The organism is Pseudomonas sp. GW823-FHT06B06, assembly GCF_058795195.1.
This window is the reverse complement of the sequence record NZ_JBXAHO010000009.1, coordinates 119,055-140,932: the sequence shown is the minus strand read 5'-3', so window position 1 is coordinate 140,932 and position 21,878 is coordinate 119,055. Positions and strand designations below refer to the sequence as shown.

10 protein-coding genes and 1 pseudogene are annotated in these 21,878 nt (G+C 56.0%); 5 read left to right on the top strand and 6 right to left on the bottom strand.

Translation table 11 applies throughout. The features are described from left to right. The first annotated feature begins 59 nt into the window (after positions 1-59). The 5 genes and pseudogenes from pglX to AC1Q8Q_RS10700 all read left to right on the top strand — a co-directional run bounded on the left by pglX (position 60) and on the right by AC1Q8Q_RS10700 (position 13,697). Positions 60-3,757 (top strand): annotated as a pseudogene (gene pglX / locus AC1Q8Q_RS10720) (BREX-2 system adenine-specific DNA-methyltransferase PglX). A 3-nt stretch (positions 3,758-3,760) separates the two neighbouring features. After that, the gene (locus tag AC1Q8Q_RS10715; protein WP_492615054.1) at positions 3,761-7,435 is read left to right on the top strand and encodes a DUF6079 family protein; all 3,675 of its coding nucleotides are present in this window, start codon (positions 3,761-3,763) and stop codon (positions 7,433-7,435) included. Between the two features lie 4 nt (positions 7,436-7,439). After that, a complete protein-coding gene (pglZ, locus tag AC1Q8Q_RS10710; RefSeq protein ID WP_492615053.1) occupies positions 7,440-10,232 on the top strand; it encodes a BREX-2 system phosphatase PglZ in 2,793 nt (930 codons plus the stop codon). A gap of 15 nt (positions 10,233-10,247) precedes the next feature. Further along, positions 10,248-11,567: a BREX system ATP-binding protein BrxD gene (gene brxD, locus AC1Q8Q_RS10705; protein WP_492615052.1), complete on the top strand. Its 1,320-nt coding sequence runs from the start codon at positions 10,248-10,250 to the stop codon at positions 11,565-11,567. A 24-nt stretch (positions 11,568-11,591) separates the two neighbouring features. Next, positions 11,592-13,697: a DEAD/DEAH box helicase gene (locus AC1Q8Q_RS10700; protein ID WP_492615051.1), complete on the top strand. Its 2,106-nt coding sequence runs from the start codon at positions 11,592-11,594 to the stop codon at positions 13,695-13,697. 44 nt (positions 13,698-13,741) lie between these two features. Here the strand turns inward: AC1Q8Q_RS10700 and AC1Q8Q_RS10695 are convergent, their stop codons facing one another. The 6 genes from AC1Q8Q_RS10695 to AC1Q8Q_RS10670 all read right to left on the bottom strand — a co-directional run bounded on the left by AC1Q8Q_RS10695 (position 13,742) and on the right by AC1Q8Q_RS10670 (position 21,805). Beyond that, a complete protein-coding gene (locus tag AC1Q8Q_RS10695) occupies positions 13,742-14,044 on the bottom strand; it encodes a hypothetical protein (protein ID WP_492615050.1) in 303 nt (100 codons plus the stop codon). 235 nt (positions 14,045-14,279) lie between these two features. Further along, on the bottom strand, positions 14,280-14,900 hold the full coding sequence (locus AC1Q8Q_RS10690) for a hypothetical protein (RefSeq protein ID WP_492615049.1): 621 nt from the start codon (positions 14,898-14,900) through the stop codon (positions 14,280-14,282). 86 nt (positions 14,901-14,986) lie between these two features. Next, a complete protein-coding gene (locus tag AC1Q8Q_RS10685) occupies positions 14,987-15,286 on the bottom strand; it encodes a hypothetical protein (protein WP_150761540.1) in 300 nt (99 codons plus the stop codon). An 84-nt stretch (positions 15,287-15,370) separates the two neighbouring features. Further along, complete coding sequence (locus AC1Q8Q_RS10680) at positions 15,371-18,556, bottom strand: UvrD-helicase domain-containing protein (RefSeq protein WP_150761541.1); 3,186 nt, start codon at positions 18,554-18,556, stop codon at positions 15,371-15,373. Between the two features lie 2 nt (positions 18,557-18,558). Further along, the gene (locus AC1Q8Q_RS10675) at positions 18,559-21,174 is read right to left on the bottom strand and encodes a PD-(D/E)XK nuclease family protein (protein WP_492615066.1); all 2,616 of its coding nucleotides are present in this window, start codon (positions 21,172-21,174) and stop codon (positions 18,559-18,561) included. Positions 21,175-21,640: 466 nt separating this feature from the next. After that, positions 21,641-21,805 carry a hypothetical protein gene (locus tag AC1Q8Q_RS10670; protein WP_167399531.1) on the bottom strand — a complete coding sequence of 55 codons (165 nt, stop codon included), beginning with the start codon at positions 21,803-21,805 and terminating at the stop codon, positions 21,641-21,643. Positions 21,806-21,878 lie beyond the last annotated feature (73 nt).

The following is a 21,878-nucleotide window of genomic DNA, read 5'->3' as shown; positions in this document are numbered from 1 at the left end:
AAATTTACAGGAGGGGCCGCGTCGCTGCGAAGTTGGTCCTCCTGCACAAGGATTCACCTGTGATTAATCGTGCCGATCTACTGAAAAGCCTCCAGGCCCTACTGCCGCATATCGAGAAAGACATTCTTGTCTACAGCGATGCCAACGCAGACCTGCGTGAGCATCTGCAGCGCGAGTATCGCGCTGCTGTTGAGGCTGAGCGCACCGCCGAACACTTCGTATCTTGGCGGGAAGCGCAAATAACCCAGGCCGCTGTGGCCTGGGTGTTGACCTGTGTATTTGTGCGTTTCCTGGAGGATAACGGCCTACTGAGTGAGCCGGTGCTGGCTGGGCCAGTGAGTGATGCTCAGGGTAGAAATGCTCGTCAGCAGGCCAAAGAGCGCATGGTGGCTTACTTCAACGAGCGCCCCACCTTTGAGGAGCGCCACTATCTGCTCGATCTGTTTGCAGAGCTGGAAAAGTACCCGGTTATCGCTGAGCTTTTGGATCATCGCCACAACCCTCTGTCGCATATCCCGGTTTCCGCCGATGGTGCCAAGCGACTGATCGACTTCTTCCAGAAAATCGATGCAGACAGCGGCGAGATCCTGCACGACTTTACCGACTCGGAATGGGATACCCGTTTTCTTGGAGATCTGTACCAGGACCTGTCCGAGTCAGTGCGCAAGCGTTACGCGCTGCTGCAAACCCCTGAGTTCGTTGAGAGCTTTATTCTCGATTACACCCTGGAGCCGGCAATTCAAACCTTCGGTCTGCCGAAGCTCCGACTGATCGACCCGACTTGTGGTTCGGGCCACTTTCTGCTGACGACCTTCGAGCGGGTGTTCAACCAGTGGCTGAAGCGTGAGCCAGGCACCAACGCCCGTGAGCTGTCGCAGCGTGCGCTGGATGTAGTGCATGGCACCGATATCAACCCTTATGCCATTGCCATCTGCCGATTCCGCCTGCTGATCGCCGCTATGAAGGCAGCAGGCAGCACCAAGATCAAGGATGCCCCTAAGTTTCAGTTCAATCTGGCATGTGGTGACTCGCTGTTGCACGGTCGGCGTTTTGAGTGGCAAGGTCAGGGTATCCAGGGTGGCTTGCTGGATGAAGAAAAAAAGCACGTATACGAAGTTGAGGATCCTGAAAAGCTCGAAAGGATTCTTGGGCAGCGCTATCACGTAGTGGTGGGCAACCCGCCTTACATAACAGTCAAAGATAAGGCGCTTAATCAGGCATACCGGGACAAATATCCCACGTGCCACCGTAAATACTCACTTGGGGCTCCTTTTACCGAGCGTTTCTTTGATCTAACCCTGTCGCCTGAGGGTAATCAGCCTGCTGGCTTTATGGGGATGATTACCGCAAACAGCTTCATGAAACGAGAGTTCGGAAAAAAACTGATTGAAGATTATCTGCCCCGCAAGGACCTGACTCACGTCATCGACACCTCTGGAGCCTATATTCCGGGACATGGTACGCCTACCGTAATCCTATTCGCCCGCAATCAGGTTCCTAAAACCGATATTGTCCGTGCAGTCTTGGGCATTCGCGGTGAGCCCGGAATTCCCGAGAATGCTGCGTTTGGCAAGGTGTGGTCTTCAGTTGTTGACTTACTCCCAAAGGTCGGAAGCGAGAACGACTACATCAGTGTCGTTGACCAGCTACGTCAATCCTTTTCCAGCCACCCCTGGAGTGTTGGCGGTGGTGGCGCTACTGACTTGAAAGCTCTGATTGAAGGGGAACATGTCCCTTTGTCTACGAAGGTGACGGCCATCGGTTTTGGCGCGATTCTTGGAGAGGATGAGGCTTTCGGCGTACCTACTTGCAAGTTGAACGCTTGCCGATTTCCACAGCGTATGCGCCCACTAGTAGAGGGTGATTTGGTCAGGGATTGGGCTTTGCGATCAGCGACAACAGTGCTTTATCCCTACAGCGCTGAAGTTGCTCTGGAGGTTGACCCGGAACAGGAAAAGTATCTTTGGCCACTTAGGGGCCAATTATGGGCAAGAAACACCTTCGGTAAGCTGAACTACAAAGATGCAGGGCGCCACTATGCTGAATATCATCAGATACCAGTAGAAAGAAACAAACAGCCGTTATCAATAGGGTTTGCTTTTGTATCAACCCACAACCACTTCGTTCTGGATCGTGGTGCAAAGGTTTTCAAGCAGTCAGCTCCAGTTATTAAGCTCCCTCTAGGGGTAACAGAGGCCGATCATTTTTCACTATTGGGGTTGTTGAACAGTTCTGCGGCCTGCTTCTGGATGAAGCAGGTCTTCCATAATAAAGGGGGGGCGGTATCGGTGGGGGGCTGGCTAGTGAAGAGTGGGAGCAGTTCTATGAATACACCGGAACCGGACTGAAAGGGTTTCCTGTTGTCGATAGCCCGGATGACACTCTCGCGTTGTTTGCAGGCTCGCTGGATAGATTGGGAGCGCAACTGTCTGATATCTCTCCCGCTGCTTGCTTAAATCATGCCTCCGAAGATCTAAAAAGCCTGCTGGATGCGACTCGGTCTAAAGAGAATCATATTTCTGCAACTATGGTCGCGTTGCAGGAAGAGCTGGATTGGTACGTCTATTCCTTGTACGGCCTGACTGATGCAACCATCTGCTACCCAGGCAAAGTCCCTGCAGTCAGGCCGGGTGAGCGCGCCTTCGAGATCCATTTGGCCCGCCGTATTGCTGCTGGCGAGGTGGAATCGACTTGGTTTGATCGCCACGGTAGCACGCCGATCACCGAGATTCCTGCCCACTGGCCGGCGGAGTACCGTGCGCTGCTCGAACGTCGCTTGCAGGTCATCGAGCAGAACCGGTGGGTTGCGCTGGTGGAGCAGTCGGAATACAAGCGCCGCTGGAACCGCGACAACTGGGAAGCCCGCCTGCACGTCGCCTCCCGCGAGTGGTTACTGACTCGCTGCGAACAAGCTTGCCAGTCCCCCGAGCTGCAGACTTGCGCTCAACTGGCCGACCGCTTACGCCGTGATATCGATGCGCTACGGGTGGCCGAGATATATTGCGGCAGCGAATTGGTCGATCTGCAGGCGCTCGTGTGCGAACTGGTAAATGCCGATAACGTGCCGCAGATGGCCGCCGCCCGCCTGAAGGCCGACGTCGTGCCCAAGTTACGCGCCTGGCAGGAAACCTGGGACAAGCAGCGGCAGGAAGATGCCATCGACGCCCGTCATGGCGTGGTGCGGTCGCTGTCGACTGAAGACGCCCAGGATCCTGAGAGGAAGGCTGCGTGGAAACTGGCCAAAGCCCGGGCCGAGCTGGAGAAGGAGGCGCAGGTGGGCGATATTCCAGTGCCGCCGCTATACAAACCGGTGGACTTCCGCAAACCGTCCTACTGGAGTCTGCGCGGCAAGCTGGATGTGCCTAAAGAGCGCTTCTTCTCGTTGCCTGGCTGTGAAAAAGGCGGCGATAGCACGCTAGTTATCGGCTGGGCTGGTTTGAACCATCTGCAGCGGGCTCAGGCCATTGCTGCCTGGTATCTGGATCGCAAAGACGGCGAGGGGTGGGAAACTGAACGCCTGATGCCGATGCTGGTAGCGTTTGATGAGCTGATTCCCTGGTTGAAGCAGTGGCACAACGAGGTAGATCCGGAGTTTGGCGAGCGCATGGGCGATTACTACGAAGGCTTCCTCCTTGAGGAACTGCGTAATCTGGAGATTGTTCGGGCTGACCTATTGAGCTGGCGGCCGGCTGCTGTTGCAAGCAAACGCGGTGTTCGCACGAAAACAGTGGCGAGCAGAATTGATTCTGGGGTTTAAAGCATGACATTGATTAAAGAGCTGATTGAAATCCCAGAAAAGGTTCAGCGGGGTGATTTCGTCCTTAACCTGTCTAGCGGTTTGGCTGAGGCTGCTATCAGTCAAACGCTAGAGCAGTATGTGGTTACGCCGCAGCTGCAGCGGTCGTTCGACGATGCCCTGAGCTTTATTAAAAGCACTGTGGTAGGTAACCAGAACCGGCAGAAGGGTGCCTACCTACATGGCAGCTTTGGTAGCGGTAAGTCGCACTTTATGGCCGTGCTGCACCTGCTTCTACAGGGGCATCCCCAAGCCCGGGCGATCAACGAGCTGGCGCCTGCCGTAGCCAAGCACGATGAGTGGCTGCAGCAAACCAATATCCTGCTGGTGCCGTATCACATGATCGGCGCTGCCAGCATCGAGGCCGGTGTGCTGGGGGGCTATGCTCGCCATATCAAACACCTGCACCCGGAGGCGCCGGTGCCCGGTTTCTACATGAGTGATCGCTTGTTCCGTGATGCCCGGCAACTGCGCGGTAATATGGGGCATGAGGCCTTCTTTGCCACGTTGAACAAGGGGGCGGCCGCGGCCGAGAATGATGGCTGGGGCGATCTGTCGACTGGTTGGGATGCGGCCAGCTTTGATGCGGTGCTCAATGATCAGGCAGGCGCGGACGACAAGTCCCGGCTGGTAGGCGACTTGATCGGCACCTTTTATAGCTCCATGGCGGATATGGCCAACAGCGAATACGGCGGTTATGTCGACTTCGATGAGGGCCTGCGCATCATGACCGAGCATGCCAAGGCACTGGGTTATGATGCGATCATCCTGTTCCTCGATGAGCTAATTCTCTGGTTGGCCAGTCACCTGTCTGACCAGCGCTTTATCGCCAACAACATTCAGAAGGTAGTGAAGCTGGTCGAAGCCAGTGAGCAGCGTGCGTTGCCCGTGGCCAGCTTTATTGCCCGTCAACGTGATCTGCGCGAGTTTGTGGGGGATCAGTACAACGGTGCCGAGCAGCAGGCGCTGAGTGACTCGCTCAAATACTGGGATGGCCGCTTCCACACCATCACCCTGGAAGATCGCAACCTGCCGGTCATCGCTGAGCGTCGCTTGCTCAAGCCAATCAACGCCGCAGCCAAGGCGGAGATCGACAGTGCCTTTGCAGCTATGGATGCGGGGCTGCGCAGTGAAGTGCAGGAAATTCTGCTGACCAACCAGGGCGACCGCGATATGTTCCGCTCGCTCTATCCGTTCAGCCCGGCCTTGGTGCAGGCTCTGGTTGCGCTGTCGTCAGCGTTGCAGCGCGAGCGCACGGCGCTCAAGGTCATGCTAATGCTGTTAGTTGATCAGCGCGAAAGTCTGGAGCTGGGGGGCTGCATCCCCGTCGGTGATTTGTACGACGTGATTGCGTCTGAGGCTGAGCCATTTTCGGAAGTAATGCGCATGCATTTCGACAATGCTCGCCATCTGCTGGAGCGCAAGCTGGTGCCGTTGTTGGAGGAAGAGCACAACCTGAAGCTCGATCAGTTGCAGGAGCTGTCAGTCAATGACTCAGGTCGTCGAGCCTTTACCAACGACATGCGCCTGATCAAGACCCTGCTGCTGTCGGCGCTGGTACCGGAAGTTGAGTGCTTCAAGCAGCTCACGGCCAACAAGTTGGCGGCGTTAAACCATGGCACCATCAAGTCACCGATTCCTGGCCGTGAAGCGCAGGCTGTATTGCAGAAGTGCCGTAAATGGGCGGGACGGGTCGGTGAAATCAAGATCAGCGATGACTCGAATCCAGTCATTGCTATTCAGCTTTCTGGCGTAGATACCGAGAGCATTCTTGAGCAGGCTAAGATCCACGACAACGATGGTGCACGGCGCAAACTGATCAAGGATCTGCTGTTTGAGGCCTTTGGCGTACAGGACGACAACCAACTGTTTATCGAGCATCCGTTCTCGTGGCGCGGCACTCGTCGTACAGTCGAGGTGATGTTCCAGAACATTCGGGAGATTTCCGACTTCACCACCTTCGAAGCTCGTGGTGATGACTGGAAGGTGCTGGTCGATTTTCCGTTCGACCAGGGTAACCATTCACCTGCGAGTGACAGGGCACGTATCCAGGAGTACGAGGCAACCGGCAATGCCACACAGACCTTGTGTTGGTTGCCGTACTTTCTCAGCCAGTCGGCGCAGCGCGATTTGGGCACTTTGGTGACGCTTGAACACGTACTCAAAAGCGAGGACCGTTTTGTCTCCTTTAGTAAGCACCTGAGCCCTTTGGAGCGGGCACAGGCCCGTACTCTTCTCGATAACCAGCGCAGCCAGCTGCGCCAGCGCATTCGCGATTATCTGATGGGCGCTTTTGGAGCTGCGCAGCCCATCCCAGGCACGCTGGATGACTCGGTAACATTGGAGAGCCAGGTTTATTCACTGGAGCCGGGATTTACTCCGCAGCTACCGGTCGGCAGCAACTTGCGAGCGGCCTTTGAGCATTTGCTTACCCAGGCTTTAACCTTCCAGTATCCGGATCATCCCGAGTTTGATGGTGAAGTCAGGCTGGTTGATCTGGGCAAGGTGATGGAGCAGCTGCGCCGGGCTGTACACGCTAGCAATGGCCGGATTGATATAGACACGCCGCTACGCTCAATTATGCGCTCGATTGCCCAGCCGCTGAAGCTTGGTGAAATGCACGAGCGGCACTTCATCTTCAAGGATGACTGGCCGAAGCAAATGACACGTGAGCTGGCCAAGGATGAGTATGCGGGTGATCCAGTGACGGCGAAGCGTCTGCGCTACGCCATTGATCAGCCGACGCCGAAAGGCCTGCCGGATATCGTGCAGAACCTGCTCATCATGGTGTTTGCCGAGCACGGCCAATATGCCTTCACGATGCACGGCCAGGACTATGAGCCGACGCTCAAGGATATGCCGGATAATCTAGTGCTGATCAAGCAGGACCTGGCGGAGCCGAGCATCTGGAAGCAGGGCGTGGATAACGCGTCGGCCATCTTTGGCCTGACGCCCAACAAGCTGCGCACAGCCAACCATCAGAATGCACTGGAAAAGGATGTGCTGGACGAGGTCAAACGCGAGCTTGGACATTGTGAGGAGCTGGTTACTGAGGTCAGAGGTGCACTGAACCGGGTTAACCAGAGTTCGCAATGCAATCGTCTGCGTAACGCTGAGTATGCCGTCAGCCTGCTGAAGGCACTACAAGCTAAGCAAGGTGCACAGTTGATTGCTGCGCTGGCCAGTATCCAGCCGCCGACTAACGCTATGGCGCTGGCGAAAAGTATCGTCAGTGCGGCCAGCGTGACCCAGGCGATCCAGGACAATAACTGGCAACTGCTGGAGACCGTGTGGAAGTCAGGCGGTACCGAGGCGCTACAGATTAAGCAGCGTGTCAGTGCTACGTTGGCCGCTGATGAGCTGGTTACAGCGTTGGCGCAGGCGCTACGTCAGGCACAGGCTGATGCTACCGCACAGCTGACACGCAACGTTCCGCCGGCTAATCCAGAACCGGGAACCCCGCCTGTGGACACTAGCAAGACTGTTGGCGGTAGAAAGGTTCTGGAACAGGTTCAGCAGAGCGGTTTAAACAGCAAGCAAGCGCGCAGTTTGTTCGCCGAGATTGATAGCAAATTGAAGGACGGCTATGTGCTTGATGTGAGTTACAGCATTGTGCGCATGGACGGGGCTGAGGACTGAGGTGATGTCGATCATGCAGGCGAACGCGGCATTGCCAATGCCAGTGCTGACTCAGCTGCAGGCGGTTTTTCAGCGTGATGCGGAGGCCGACTGCATTGCATTGGTGTGGACCAATCCGTTGACGACGCAGGTTGTTGAGCAAGTCGTTGAAGGGCGTAGGGTCCGGGCTGTGTACTGCGTGTCTGAACTGGCGATGCGCGAGGCGCTGGTCAAGCACCACCAGGATCGAAAAGATCCTTCTGAGCGTCTAGTGCTTCTGTCTGGCTTTGCTGAGACAAAGCTTGCAATGGATGTACTGGCCAGGCTCTGGAGGAACGAGCCCCAGCGGATAAGTCCTTGGAAGACCTTGCAGCAATTAATTCGTGTCAGGGATATAGATCCACGTCTGACGCGCAAGCATGGCCGGTGGGTAGCTGAAGCAATGCTTAATGGTGTCGAGCGTTACCAAGGGAAAATCAGCTTTGGTGAAGTTCTTGATGAGGAGACAGCGTGGCGCGCTATCGCTATGGCCCATCTGAACTATCAAGAAGCGACGCTAGATCTGCAGTCGGTGCTGAGCTGGAGCACCAAGGTAGATGCGAGCGCGTTGCTTACGGCATTGCCAGGCGATATTCGGGACAACCTTGGCGATTGGTTGGCCCGTGGTTTACCGGAAACCCATGAGGTGGTGTCTACGCTGCTGTTGAATGATCAGGGCAGTGATCTCCTTCCTGTGGCCCTGGCCTGTTCCGTATTGTTTTCTTCGGATATTGAACGGTTGCATGTATTGGATGTGAGCCAACTGCACATCAGTCGCGGAATATTCCGTGAGCGTTATTTGGGCGGGAAGAAGATCGAGTTCCGCATGTTGCAGCCACTGGGTGAAGTGGCTGTTGCTCTGGTGAAGCATTGGATCGGTGCGCTTGGTTTCCCCAGCTATGCACGCTACTTGTCAAAAACGGAGCAGATCCTTGCGAGCTTGGATATGCAGGCAGCTGCTGAGCATTCGGCGTTGCTGCCTTGTGGGCTGCAGACACGCTTTAACGCTTTTGCTGTCGCTCTGGATCAAGCCCTCGATGGGGGTGACTGCATGGATGCAGAGTCTGCTTTGCAGCAGATGGAGATGCATTGCCTCTCGGGATTGGACCGATATAGCGAGACTGTTGCGCGGGCGAACATGGCCATGCGGTTGCTCCGCTGGCTAAAACGTACGCCAGCTGCTGAGGGAACTGCCGTCAGCTTGATCACCGATTACATTGATCAAGGAGGTTTTTGCGACTGGGCGCGAGCCGAGATCTGGGCGGGTGACGCTCATGATGCTTTGAACTCCGTGTACCAGAAACTTTCCGGGCAAGTTGGGCGGTATCGGGAGCGGCAAAATCAGGCCTTTGGTCAGCAGTTGGGAACCATTGCTCGTGGTGATCATTTGCCGGCTCGACTTATCCCTGTTGAGCGCGCCTTGGATAACCTGGTCGCGCCGCTGGCAGAAAAAGGGCAAGTGTTGCTTCTAGTGCTGGACGGGATGAGTGAGGCGGTTTACCGCCAACTGAGTGAAGACTTGGTCCGTAATAACTGGCTGGAGTTGCAACCGATTGAGACCCAGGGCGATGCCTGTCTGGTAGCAGCACTTCCAACAGTTACCCAGGTCAGCCGTTCTTCGCTGTTGTCCGGTGCGCTTTGCGAAGGTAACGCCAATGATGAGAAGAAGGCTTTCAGTGGTCATTCGCAGCTGAAAAAACTGGCATCTACCAAATTTCCGCCGCAGGTCTATCACAAACAGGATTTGTCGCAGTCTGGATCCGGCAGCTTGCACAGCAGCGTCAGGGGGGTGATAGCGGGTACAGAGCACCGGATCTTGGCGGTGGTGATCAACGCAATTGATGATCAGCTGTCCAGCAGCTCGCAAGTCAAGGTGGACTGGTCGTTTGAAACAGTGGCCTTGTTTCGCCATGTGATGGAGGCTGCTCGGGAGGCTGGCCGCGTAGTGATTGTTACCAGCGATCATGGGCATGTGTTGGACCATGACTCGGTTTACCAGCAGTCTGCAGACGATAACGGTGAGCGCTACCACCCGGTAGTTCCTGGCATTGCTCCATCCGAGCTGGAAATTCTGGTATCAGGCGAGCGAGTGGTTACTGCTGGCAAGCAGGTGATCCTGCCTTGGTCTGAGCGCTTGCGCTATACCCGAGCCAAGAATCATGGTTATCACGGTGGCGGTTCTCTGCAGGAAGTGGTGATACCGCTGGGGGTGTACATCAATGCTGCTACCCGTCAGGTCCCTGACGGTTGGCGCGAGGTCCCTCGTCGACTTCCTGATTGGTGGTACTCACCTATGGCGTCTAACGCCGAGACTCTGAGTGCATCTGTGGAATTATCGCTCGTTTCTGTCAATGTGCCTGTCAAGAAAGCTGCTGGAAAGAAGCAGGCGGCTGATGAAGTGATCGACGATATGTTCGGCTTTGGAGCTCCGATGCTATCAGCGAGCAAGAGCGCCTCGCAGGCTGCTAGTGGCGATTGGATTGGTCTGTTACTCAGTTCGTCTGTCTACCGTCATGTGCGAGAGCGGGCAGGTCGAACGGCGATTAGTGACGAACATATGCAGGGGCTGCTTAAGTTGCTGGAAAAACATCACTGGCAGGTCATGGAAGCTGTGATGTGTTCTGAGTTGCTGATTCCAAAACTGAGGATTCGTGGTTTCCTTGCAGGAGCACAGAAGCTGCTCAATGTGGATGGCTATCCGATTCTTTCAGTTGAGCGTGATTCGCAGACGATCCGGCTGAATGTAGCGGACCTTAAGAAGCAATTTGAAATTCAATAACTACAGGGTGTAGACATGTCGATCAGCAAGCAACGACGTCAGGATATTCTAGACGCACTGCGCCGGGGGACTGTGCCGCAGTACGGACTGGATGCTTTGGCTGTTGGCTTGCAGTCCTTTGAGCGCGCTTTTGACGAGGAGTTGGAAAAGGTCAGCCGGGGTGGGGCCATTTTCAAGGCCATACGTGGGGAGTACGGTAGCGGTAAAACCTTTGCCTCACGGTGGCTGCGTGAAAAGGCGCACCGATTAGGCTTTGCCTGTGCCGAAGTACAAATCTCCGAAACGGAGACGCCATTGCACCGGCTTGAGACCGTCTATCGCCGGCTTATGGAGCGCCTGACTACACCCGACATGCCCTCCGGTGCTTTCCAGAATATCGTCGAGTCTTGGTTTTATACCTTGGAAGAGGATGTATTGGCCCAGCACGACATTGATCCGAATGATTCCGAAGCCCTGATCAATGCGACTGATGTGCTGATGGAGAAGCGCCTAGGCGAAGTAGTACGTTCTGCTCCGGCTTTTGCCCTGACCCTGCGGGCCTATCGCCGGGCTCTTCTTGAGGGTGAGGAGGAGATCGCCAACGGCCTATTGGCCTGGATGGCGGGGCAGCCGAACATTGCCGCTGCAGTCAAACGCTACGCGATGATCAAGGGCGATATCGACCATTTCGGTGCATTGAGTTTCTTGCAGGGTGTGCTGACCATCCTGAATGACTCCGGGCACCCAGGGCTGTTGTTGGTGCTTGATGAAGTTGAAACGCTGCAGCGTATGCGTGGAGACGTGCGTGACAAAAGTCTGAACGCCTTACGCCAGTTGATGGACGAGGTAGATTCGGGCCGCTTCCCTGGTTTGTATTTGGTGATCACTGGAACGCCTGCTTTTTTCGAAGGACCTATGGGGGTCCAGCGCTTGTCGCCCCTGGCTCAGCGTCTGGCTGTGGACTTCACCACTGATGCTCGCTTCGATAATCCTCGGGCAGTACAAATTCGCCTTCGTGGCTTCAGCCGTGAATCCTTGGAAGAGGTCGGCGGTAAGGTGCGCAACCTGTATGCCGAGAACAGCGCTATGGCAGAGCGCATTCTCCGGCTTGCTGATGATGACTACATTGCTGAACTGGCAAGAGCAGTGACTGGCAAGCTGGGAGGCAAGGTCGGAATCGCGCCGCGGATTTTCCTGAAGAAGCTGGTGGGTGAGGTCCTAGATCGCATTGATCAGTTCGAGGACTTTAATCCGAGGCAGCATTACGCACTGACCATCTCGGATACCGAGCTGACAGCGGTCGAGCGGGCTAACAGTGCGGCAACCTCAGTTGATGATATAGAGCTCGATCTTTGAGCTGTTTGAGCGGAGCTTTGCCGCATGAGTGAGTTCGACAAGCTCCATCCTGCTTTGCAACACCATATCGTCAACTCTCTCGGCTGGAACGGTTTGCGGCCGCTGCAGGAGTCAACCATCCAGCCCGTTCTGGATGGCGAGCATGCGATCTTGCTGGCTCCGACGGCAGGCGGCAAAACCGAAGCGGCAAGCTTCCCAGTCTTTTCACGCATGCTCAGTGAAAGCTGGGAAGGGCTATCGGTGCTCTATGTCTGCCCGATCAAGGCGCTGCTCAATAACCTAGAGCAACGGCTGAGTTACTACGGGCATCTCCTTGGTCGCAGCGTCGCCCTGTGGCATGGCGATATTAGCGCTGCGCGAAAAGCCAAGATTGTTGCATCGCCCCCTGACATTCTGCTGACAACCCCAGAGTCGCTAGAAGTCATGCTGGTTTCCAGCAAGGTTGATCATCAGCAGTTGTTTGCCAATGTGCGAACGGTGATCATTGATGAAGTGCATGCTTTCGCTGGGGATGATCGCGGTTGGCACTTGCTGTCCGTCCTTGAGCGAATCAGTGTGCTGGCGGGGCGGGAGCTTCAGCGATTGGGGCTCTCCGCTACTGTTGGCAATCCCGAAGAGCTCTGTGACTGGCTCGCTGGTGGCTGTAGTGCGCGGCGTAGCGTGATCAACCCTCCTGCTGAAAACAACGTGATTCCCGATGTGCAGGTTGACTGGGTGGGGGCGCTGAAGAATGCGGCCGTTGTGATTTCGAGATTGCATAAAGGAGAGAAGCGTCTCGTTTTCGTAGACAGTCGCTCAAAGGTCGAGGAACTCGCGGTAGAGCTGCGTGGCCTCGGGGTGGCGACCTACATATCCCATAGCTCATTGAGTCTGGAAGAAAGGAGGGCGGCCGAAGAGGCGTTTTCCCAAGGCAACGACTGTGTGATTGTTTCTACGTCTACGCTGGAGTTGGGCATTGATGTGGGAGACCTTGATCGGGTTATCCAGATTGATGCGCCGTACACCGTCGCTTCGTTCCTGCAGCGAATTGGCCGAACCGGCCGTCGCGGGGGAAGTTCTCGAAATTGCCTGTTTCTGGCTACCAAGCAAGATGCATTTCTGCGGGCGTTGGCGTTGTTGCAGCTTTGGCGCAACGGGTATGTCGAACCTATCGAACCACCTGCAAGGCCAATGCACATTTATGCGCAGCAAACGATGGCTTTGGCGCTTCAGGAAAAAGGCATCATCGCTGCCGATGTAGATCAGTGGTTAGGGCGCATGCCAGGCTTTGCTGACGTAGCGCCAGAGGATCGTGCCGGCGTGATCAGCTACATGCTTGGAGCCGCGATATTACACTCTGATGAGGGCCTGATCGGCATCGGTAAGGCTGGGGAGAGAGCGTTTGGCGAGAAGAACTTCATGGAGATTTTCTCGGTATTTACTACTCCGCCCATGGTCAAAGTTTTCTGGGGTAAGCAGGAACTTGGCGAGGTGCATCAGCTTACCTTTGCAGTCCGCGACAACGGACCAGCCCTATTGACGTTGGGTGGACGTAGTTGGCAAACGATCTATATCGACTGGCCGCGCAAAAAGGCTTTCGTCGAGCCTTCAGACGCGCGTGGAAAATCGCAATGGGTCAGTGATGCGCAGCCATTGAAGTATGAGCTTTGTCGTGCGATTGCCGAGGTTTTGGTCTCCGAGGTAATCCCAGATGGGCTGTCGTCCAGGGCACAGGGGCTGCTTGTCGATCTCAGGGATCAGTACGGATGGATTGAGTCAGGCAAAACGACCCTGATCTTTGATGCCGATGGCAATGCGACCTGGTGGAACTTCGCGGGCAAGCTGTTGAACTCAGCGATAAAGGATGTGCTTGATGATCAGGCCGACAAAATTATTGTAGACAATGAAAGCTTGAATTTCAGGCATGTGTATTCAACCGAGACCCTGATCAATGAGATTCGAATGATTCTTGCTGGCAACGTCGAGCACTTAGCTGTGTTGTTGGATGAGGATTTTGTGCGGGAGCTGAAGTTTTCTGAGTGCCTATCTCAGAAGGAAATTGATCGTGAACTCAGCCAGAGATACTCTGTTGATAGAGACGTTGAACTGTTTCGTGTCATGCCAATGACGGTGTTAGTCGTGAAGGACTGAAGCTATCCTTAGCGTCGAAAGCAGACTTACTATGGGCACTGACCTTATAGCCAGTGCTGAGGCACTACTAAGCCGTAGTTCTTGGCAACGCTCTGCAGTGTGGCAATGATCTCGGCGTGCCGTGTCTGATCGATCGGCTGCCAACTGGCGCGACGATCTAGAAGTGTTTTCAGTTCGCCCAGGTTGTACATGCCCAGTCGATGGAAATTGCCCCAGCTTGGGTCACCGAACAGGTTGTAAATGACCACGGTAGCATCACGCTCACTGGCAAGGCGCTTATCGCCGGTCAGCTTTTCAGCAGCCTCATTGGCTTCGTCACGGTCGTCGTAGGTGTTGAGGAGTTTCATGAGGTGTCTTAGGTATGAATTTGGCGGAGAATTGTACCTTAAGCCAAGCTATAGCCGGTTTCGTCGCGCCAACGGCAAAATTTGGGAGATACGAAATTAGGTCAGCATGATCTGAGTCATCGAATGTCATTCTGCTGCAATTCAGGCGAAGTAAAGGTGTATTAGATCGACAATCGTTCCTCCTGACCAGTTTGCGAGCTCGAGTGCTTTGGCTCATGCCTCCAGAGGCACCGCTTCAATCGAACATCAATGCCCGCGTCAAACTAAGATCATAATCCGTATCACCCAAATGGCTAGCCATACACATCAAGCCAAACCCCGCTACCTTATGCTTGCTCCAAAGTCTTTCAAGATTTTCTACCAGCGGCGGCAAGCACTTTTCTTCGTAGGGGCTGAGCTCGTAGTCGCTCGGTTGCGAGCCGATCGTGTCGAAGTAATCGTTAGCCACCAGCTCTTCCTCTGCATCCGATCGCAGGCGAGTCATTTCATCGTAGGCGGCGTAACAGGTTTCGCGCTCCTCGGCCATGAACGCTTGGAACTCGGCTTCGTCGTCGGGGAATTCCTCTCTCAAGTCATCGGGTACATCGGCCAGGCTTTTTATGAACTTCCCGCGGTAATCCTGCTTGAGTCGGGCAACGAAGTAATCGAGGCGATCGAATTTATCGGTGGTGTCCGATAACCATCCGGCTTTGACGTTCAGCCATCGCGCATCACTGACTTTATCCTTCAGCGTGTCCAGGTCGTCTCCCAGTGGAGTACGGCCGAATACCGTTTTCAGGAAATCGTGCTGCTGGATGAACTCGTCGTATTTTTTTTCGTAAGCAGAGTCTATTTCGTTTGCTTGTTTGATCGTCATGGGTCGGGCTCGTTTGGGCTGTCCGGGAGTATGGCGGGGGCGTGGAAAGTGGCGGTGATTCCGATAACCAAAAGCCTGCTAAGTCGTTACGCGTCGATCCCCATTACGGTGTATACGCCGGGCTTTACCCGCACGTACTGGACCTTGGCCCCTTGGCCAACATGGAATCCGTTCGCGCCAGTCTGTGCATCATGGGCATTATTGGCGATGTTGGTTCCAATCGCCGACCTCTTGAAGAACTCGAAACCAATCCGATATTTTTCCACCAGCTCCTTACCCTCGGGGCACATTACCCGGCGTCGCTCCGAGGTCAGCTCCTGAACCTCGAAAGGGTCGTTCAGTGCACCATTACGTGTTTCCAGCAGAATTGATTCATACAACGTCATGATTTTTTCCTTAGAGTCAGGCGGTCAGAAGGAATCCTGACCGCCGGAATTGATCGTCAATGCGCGGGTGAAACACGCCCATTGTTAAAAAACGCGAACCGCACCGGCCGCCGTAGGCAGGAAGATCCAGGCCTCTATCACTGGCCTGCCAGATGCCGCCTCAATCGCTTGGGCATACGCGTCAAGTTGGCCTGCATGTTCTTGAGCCAGCCGCTCCCAATGCACCTCGGGAGATGGATTGGATTTGTGGTCAATCAGTACCCAGCCATCTTTCGTATCCAACAACAGGTCAATCCGTCCATTCAGTACCTGCCCCGAGGTGAGTAACTGTTGCACCGGGTACTCGGCCATGGTTCTAGCCTGCGGCCACCGGGACTCGATCCAGGCATGCAAGGCAAATAGCTGATTGATGACCTGGCTGGCGCTCACATGCTCATGTACTTCATGGCTCAGCAGCAGGCGCTGCACTTCGTCCAGGACGACGGGACGGCTTGGATCGGTGAACGAGAGGCACAGACTGGCGTGAATCGCGGTCCCCAATGCACTCATTTCCGGGCTGCCCTGCAAGGCAATGCGGGTGCCGATTTGGCATTTTTCGCCGGCGCCTGTCACCGATCGGATGACGCTACTGGACGGTTGAAAGCTCAGTTGCATACGGGGCTCGGCAACTACCAGTGGGGCAAACCAATGCAGATTTTGCACGGCAACTGGGATAGGTTCTGGCGTATGGCCGGCGGTAAGTGTTTGACAGTCGGCCGGCAGCGTTTTTCCGTTAGGTAAACGTAGAACCTGCTCGCCTGGGGTTGTCATCAGCCACGGAGCCTGGACGCAGTCGAGCCACTGCCCGGTTGTTTTTCTGCCGGAACGTGCAATCACCAGCAGATCGCGGGCGCGGGTCATGCTCACGTAGAGCAGGCGTTTTGCTTCTTCAACAGCTTCCTCTCGGCACGTTTGGGCCAGGCTGGTCTGCTCGAACTTCTCGGCCAGCGGGACCTTCTGCTGTTTGCCCAGAGGCCAAGGCCAGTAGCGGATGAAGCGGTCGTGCAATGGTTTGTGCGGATCGAACGCGCTATTGGAGTGCGAAGAAACGGACCATAGACGGTCGCCAATATCGCGCGCCAAATCCATCAGGATGACCACTGGCCATTCCAGGCCTTTGCTGGCGTGGTGGGTCATCACCTGAACGGCGTCCAACGCCGGTGTGGCCAATGCATCATTATTGGCGCTGGCTGTTTCGCCCAACCAGAGCACCAGCCCGGAGATAGATGCAGCCCCCAGCCCATTTCGGCATAGGTCCTCATATTGCTGCGCCAAGTCGATTATTGCGTCGAGGTTGGCCATGCGCTTTTGAGCCTGTGCTGGCGAGGTCGACCAACTCGTGACGCGCGAGGGTAAGTCACACTCAGCGATTAAGCGCTGCAACGCTTCCACAGGCGTCAGCAATGGAAGGTCCGCGCGCAGCCGCGCCACTGCCGCAACCAAGGGGTGTGCCCGATAATCGTCGACGTCTTGCTCGCGCCACAGCGCTTTTGGATGACCCGCATGCAAATAACGCAGGCGCTCCGCAACCCAGCTCTCCGGCTCTTCTGCCTCAGCCAGCGAAACAATCTGCGCGGTAGCCAGGGTATCGAAGGGATCATTCAAGCGACGCAAGCACGCCAGCGCCAGGGTTGCTTCTGCGGTAGCCAGCAAGCCGGGCTGCGCAGTGGAGCAGGGCATTCCCGCTGCAGCGAGGGCGGCGGCCACTTTGGCGACGTTGCTGTGGGAGTAGCAAAGTACGGTGATATCGCCCAGCTGGACGTCACGGATTTCCTTGCTGGTTTTATCGAATACCTGATGCCGGTTTTTCACCAGTTGGCCAATGCCTTCGGCCAACGCACTCACCTGCTGCTCGGCATTGCTGCCATCGAGTAACCAATTGGCGAAGGCGGGCCCGGGCAGTTGGTCCGCTCGAGTAGGTATCAGCTGAACTTCGTCGGGCGGCAAGCTGCTGGAGAACGCCGGGCCAAACACTTCGTTCGCCAGCTCGACCAGCTCCGGTCGTGAGCGCCACGAGTTGCGCAACACCTGTTTCTCACCGCCCATTTCGGGTAACGCGTTGAGGATGGCCTGCATCAATGCACAGTCGCTGCCACGGAAGCCATAAATGGCCTGCTTGATATCGCCTACCCAGTAAACCCGTTTGGCAAAGCGCGAAAGCTTCAGGAAGACTGCCAACTGCATCGGGCTGGTGTCCTGGAACTCGTCAACCATGACCAGATCAAGTTCTTGCTCCAGCACCTGAATCACGGCGGGGTTGTCTAGCAGTTTCAGCAATGCGTGTTCCTGGTCGGCAAAGTCCAGCACGCCGAGCTCAAGTTTGCTCTGGCCGTACACGTGCAATGCGTCGATGGCCAAGGTGAACACCTGTTCCAGATACACCGTGATATCGCGATGCAAGTCCGTGTGTTCTGCGTAGCGCTCTACCGTTTCGGTCAGGCTTGCAACCAATGGCTTGAGCTTGGCTTCCGGGGCCGATTTGGCCAACTTTGCCCAGGCACTCCAGCGCGCGTTGCCTTGCAGCAACTCACGGTGGAAATCCATGAGCAGGGATACATAGTCCGCCGTAAGCTTTATCTTGCTGTTAGCAGCGATCAGTTGTCCAAGCACATCAGGAATGATGCGTAGGAGCTCACCACTCAAGTCGGTTTTGGTCGCAGTGGGAAAATGCTCAAGCATGTCCTCGGCATTGCGGACAGCAAAGCCACGCGCCAGATCGAGGTCGATGTCGTTGGTGCGTAGCTGATCTAACAGTCGGCGCAGTTCATCGAGCCAGTTATTGCTCGCATAGTCGCCCTGTTGATGAGTGACTTCTAAGCCCAGACGGCGTGCGATGGCAAGGAAGGTGTCCATGCTTTCACCATGCAGGACCCGATCTACTGCCTGATTGAGCAGCACTTTTGCCTGATTCTCTTCCAGGACTCGTTGTTGTGGTGGCATGCCTGCTTCAAATGCGAAGCGCTCAAGCAATTGGCCGCAAACGCTGTTGACAGTGCCTATCCGGGCTTGCCCCATAGAGGTCGCCAAGCCAATCTCACCTTTTTTGAGCAAATGGCTGCGTACTCGCTCGCGAAGTTCGGCCGCCGCTTTTCGTGTGAAGGTGGTGGCAATAACGCCTGCAGGTTGGACCTGCTGACTGAGCAATTCCTGGTGCAGAATCTCTGTGAGCCGGTGAGTTTTTCCGCTGCCGGCGCCTGCGCTGATAAAAGTGATGTGCGCGTTCTTAGGCATTGTCATTGCTCCCATCCGGCCAGGGCCAGGTAGTCGTTGTAGGCTTCCTTGAGGTATTCCATTGGCATCGCTTTCTCGGGCGGTGTTGAAGCCTCGTCCTCTTCAATGCTTTCCAGTGCCACTTCAAAGACGCCCGCAGTGATTTGCGCCTGACGCCATTTCCAGGCCTCGGTAAAGCTCTGCCAGAGTTCGGGCGTGGTGCTTGGCGGATTGGCAGGCACCCGTTCCGAATCGGCAAATACGCGGTCATCCGGTGTCAGCAGGCGGGCGGACTCCAGAATGAAATACGCCACGGACGGCAACGAATTGGTCTCCTGACGCAGCAACTCGGCATAAATCGCCAGTTGCAAATGGCGGTTCGCTTTGAGTTGTTCGGGATATTTTTTGCCGCCGGCCCACTTCATATCGACGATGGCTCGATGCCCGTCTTCTGTAGTCAGTACCAGGTCGGCAGAACCCGCCAGAGCGCCTCCAGCGAATTGCCCGTCCAACGCCTGCTCTGCGGTTACAACGCGGACATTGGCATTGGCAAAGTGTGCTCGCAGCTGGGTCATTGCACGCAACACTCGGTGGCGCAGGGTCGACAGATCAGCACCGCGCCCCTCCATCAACAGCACTGCCCCTTCTTCACGCACCACGCGCGGGAAATGAGTCGAGAACCACGCGGCGAAGGCTGCCGCGTCCATGGTCAGCGCGTCGGCTCGGCTGAAAAAGTGTTCAGCTAAACGGTGAGCAAGCGAACCGTTCAGAAGAAAACTGTCGTTCAGACTGAGACTCTTGGATGCCTGAATCTTGGCTCCGTATTGCAGCAGCCATTGGTAAGGGTTGAACAGCAGCAGGTTGAGGCTCGAGAAAGAGGCTTTTTCTGGCAGAGCCAGTGGCATTTCTGCCGGCAGCTTCCACCAGCGTTTGCGCACTGGTAGGGGGGTCGACGGTTGTGGCTGAAATAGGAGGCCGGGCGCAAACAAAAGGTCCTCCAGCGCATGTACTTTTGGGTGCTGAGCAACCGTTTCGATCATCTGCCAAAGTGGGTGACTTTCCTCGTGTGGCGGCGCCAGCACCAGCGTTAGATTGCGGTTCGCGACCAGCAAAGGCCGTAGCCAGTCTTGGGCCGCTTGAGCCAGCAGCGTTCCACCGTCGGGCAGCGCCACTCCTGCATTTGCGAGTTGCAGCAGTTCCGCCTTGGACCACGGCGAAATGGCAGGCAGTGCCGGCATGGCCAGATTCCACCACACCACCGTGTCCGAGCTCTCAATGGCGGCCCCCGGGCGGGAAACGGTCGAATGAGCGCCGACCTGGGCGGCCAGTAACGGATTATCCGTGCCACTCGCAGTGGCCTGTTCGATCACCTGCTGCAACTGCCGCGGACGCAACCGCTCGACGCCTTGAAGTTGAAGCGTCTCTAGTGTTTCCAAAGCAGCTTCGCACTGCGCATAACCCGCCCGAGCAGCTAGGCTGTGTGCGGGTTCTTCGTGGCCCAGGCGCGGTTGAAAGAACGCCAGCAAGCGTTGGACACGCACCAGCACTTCGCTCAGCGGCGCGCCTTCATCAACACTGAACGTGGGAGCTTCGAGCCAGTCGCCAATGGATGTCCGAACACGAGGCGCTTCGGCACCGTAGTGTTCTGCGATGCGCTCCAGGACTGCTTCCCATTCGGCTCCGACAATACCCGGCATACTCGATACCTTGGTCGCCAACTGTCGACGGGCAAACAGCCGAATCGGGCATATCGGATGGGTCAGAAACTGTAATAGCGCTGGGTAATTCAGTGGCGCCCAAAGCAACTCCATTGCCAAAGGCAATACCTGCAGGGCCGGCCGCAAATCGCTGCTGCCATTCAGGCCATGGCGAGCTTGGTTTGCACCGACTAAATGACCATCAAGGCAGCCGCCTTCGGCACCGGCCACCAGCAAGGTCTGCACGCTTTCATCCAGCGAGCGGCTCAACCAGCTCGCCGCCAACACTCGAGTCTGTGCCTGAACTACCTTTACCGTGCCGTCCTCTTGCCACGGCATCGGTGTCACGCGCTCACCGGCAATGCTCTTGCGCAGTTGCGTCTGCAACTGGCCTAGGAAGCCTTGCGCCGTGCCCTCGGGCACCTCAAGGCGCTCGTGTGGGAGTTGATGCAGCACCGCTTGCCAACCAAGTGGGTACACCTCCCAATCGTCAGCCAGCAGCACATTCTTGATCGGTGGTCGCCGCACAGCCAGAGCCGCGGCAACATTGTGCAGGCGTTGCCCAATCGATGGCGCGACTACCTCGCGGGCTTTCATCTCTACCTCGGTAAGGTCCTTCAGGCGTTGGCTGGCATCTGCCTCCACGCGCCAATCCCAACCGTACAGATACAAGTCATCTCGCCAAGCCAGCAATGCAGCGGACACACCCAGCTCATCAGCGGAAAAACTGGCGTTGTAGAAACGCTGTGCGTTGTTGCAGTGTGCCAGGCAATCCCGATACTCCGCTGTACGCTGCGCCGTGCAAGGCTGGCGTGCTGTCAGGCCCAGTTGGGTTTCCAGAATATCCAGAAATCCCTGTGGCCCGACCGTCAAAGCGCCCAGCTGATTGCTCGCCCGGGTTGCCCGTTGACCATCGAGTTGCATACCGAACGTGATGAGCATTTCAGACACGTTGACGCTCCTTGTGAACGTTGAGGGTTCAACACACCGCTATCGGTGAGTTGTTGTAACGTCCTAAAGACGAAACACATTTAGCGGCTGGCGGCTACCGTACGAACGAGGTGCGACGGATTGCGTCGTGGTCGACACGTTTGTCAGCGACGGCGCTGTTCTCGCCATATTTGCGACTTATCCAGGATTGAGCCAACTCAGGGCTCGATGAACACGTAAGGCGAGGTTGGGGTGGTGGGCGTTGCGTTCGTTGTGGTGGCGAGTCTTGAGCGACTGGTAATCCATTCCAGGAGTTTCCTTGGGGCAGAGGATGTCCGCTTGGCCTTGGTTATCGAGGCTGTATCGACGGATTAGGCTCAGGCTTGAGCATTCGGGGATACTCAGTTCAGTGCATTCTCGCGCAGTGTGGCGATAAGCTATCACTTGTTGAGGGGAGGGATCCACAGGTGGAGAAACGTCAGCGAACCTGAGTGGGAGCGTTGAAACACTTGTAACCGGGATACTGGGCTTCGGCAGTGACCTTGGCCATGGCCGAGCTCACTGCTTGTACGGTGATGGTGAAATTGGCTTGCGGGCCGGCAGTGGCGATGGAGCGTTGCATGAAGACGCTGTAGGTTTTCATAAGTGCTGGCTCTGGGTTGTATTGATGAGCCTTCATTGTTGTGATCAGCCGCGACAGGATGTGTCGAGATGCG